Source organism: Butyrivibrio sp. AD3002 (assembly GCF_000420905.1).
Lineage (GTDB): Bacteria > Bacillota > Clostridia > Lachnospirales > Lachnospiraceae > Butyrivibrio.
This window is the reverse complement of sequence record NZ_ATVV01000068.1, coordinates 1-1,662: the sequence shown is the minus strand read 5'-3', so window position 1 is coordinate 1,662 and position 1,662 is coordinate 1. Positions and strand designations below refer to the sequence as shown.

At 38.4% G+C, this 1,662-nt stretch carries 1 protein-coding gene; it reads left to right on the top strand.

Annotation, left to right across the window (positions count from 1 at the left end; genetic code table 11):
- Window positions 1-103 precede the first annotated feature (103 nt).
- Window positions 104-1,219, top strand: a complete 1,116-nt coding sequence (locus G596_RS0120240) for an IS110 family transposase (protein WP_022763602.1) — start codon at window positions 104-106, stop codon at window positions 1,217-1,219.
- Window positions 1,220-1,662: the final 443 nt, after the last annotated feature.

The window sequence follows — 1,662 nt, the reverse complement described above, 5'->3', positions numbered from 1 at the left end:
TATGAAGTGACCTCCAGATTGTAGGTTCGTGGATTTACCTGTAAGCTATTAATTGTTGAGATTAATGGTAACAGGGATTACCGCATACAATAGGAGGCCACATATGAATACTATAGTTTATATCGGAATGGATGTCCACAAAGAGAGCTACACTTTATGCTGCTATTCTTATGATACCGATAAGGTTGAGTATAAGCAGACCATACCTGCAGACTATAAACTTATCCTGAAATATATGGAACAGGTACGTAAACGCTATGATGGAGAAGTAACTTTTGTTTGTGGGTATGAAGCTGGATGTTTGGGATATTCTTTGTATCATCAGCTGAATGATCATGAAGTCGACTGTAAAATCCTTGCTCCTACGACCATGGCAATTACTAATACAAATCGTGTAAAAACTGACAAAAGAGATGCTGCGAATATCGCAAGATGCCTTGCTTTTCACACTTATAGTGAAGTATATGTTCCAGATGCTGAAGACAATGAGATTAAAGAATATATACGAATGAGGGATGATCAAAAACAAATGCTTAAAAAGATCAAGCAGCAGATTCTCGCGTTTGTTTTGAGATCAGGAAAGAAATTTGAAGGCGGAAAGACATACTGGACGATAGCTCACCTTGAATGGCTGAGAAATCTTGATTTAACAGGGCTTGCTAAAGAGACACTATCAGAGTATTTGATAACTTTTGATTATCTTACCGAAAAAATAGAAAGACTTGATAAAAAGATAGAAGAATTAGCAAATAGAGACAAATATAAAGAAAAAGTCAAGAATATGGGATGCTTCCTTGGGGTTAAGACCCACACAGCATTATCAATGATTGTTGAGATTGGCGATTTTGACAGGTTTGAAAAAGCAACTAAATTTGCTGGGTTCTTAGGACTTGTACCAAGTGAGGATTCCAGTGGTGGTGATGTAAATCGCTATAGTATTACCAAGGCTGGAAATAGTCACTTGCGACGTTTGATGGTAGAAGCTGCCCAGAGCTATACGAGAGGCAATATCGGCCATAAGTCCATTGCTTTAAAACAAAGGCAAAAGGGATGCAATCCAGAAGTAATTGCTTATGCAGATAAAGCCAATGAGCGATTAAGAAAAAGATTTTATCATATGACCTTGAAAAGATGTATTAACAGAAATGTTGCGACAACTGCAGTGGCAAGAGAACTTGCATGTTTTATGTGGGGAATGGCAACAAATCATATTTCTTGATATGACATTTATCTGATTCAGTCAAGGCTGCTTCGCACCGCTAACGCGGCAAGGCCTATGACAGAATCATCTAAATATCAAATGTAGTAATCAAGCAGATGAAACTGATGTTATCAGATTTCATCTGCATAACAAAACAAACACTGGATACGGAGGCAGGGCTTTAGAGCATTCTATGGTTCGAATTATTTGCGACCCATCTCTGTTGACATTATATTTTAAATATTTTGATTCACGCTATGAGACAGCAAGATTCACGGCGGACCATTGACCTGTTGGTAACCAATCCACGTATAACAGAGTGGCCAAGGCCGGGGACTGTTAGATCTGAGGCTCTGCCTCTGTACCTAGTGTTCAAACTTAAGAAAGGAAAAGATTGTTGTGATTTCCTCGAATTTTACTCTTGACAGGAGGTCACTTCATAACAGATGGGGGATTTCATG

Bases quoted from the DNA above. Each gene is read 5' to 3' on its own strand.
- G596_RS0120240 (WP_022763602.1), top strand. From the start codon at position 104: ATGAATACTATAGTTTATATCGGAATGGATGTCCACAAAGAGAGCTAC.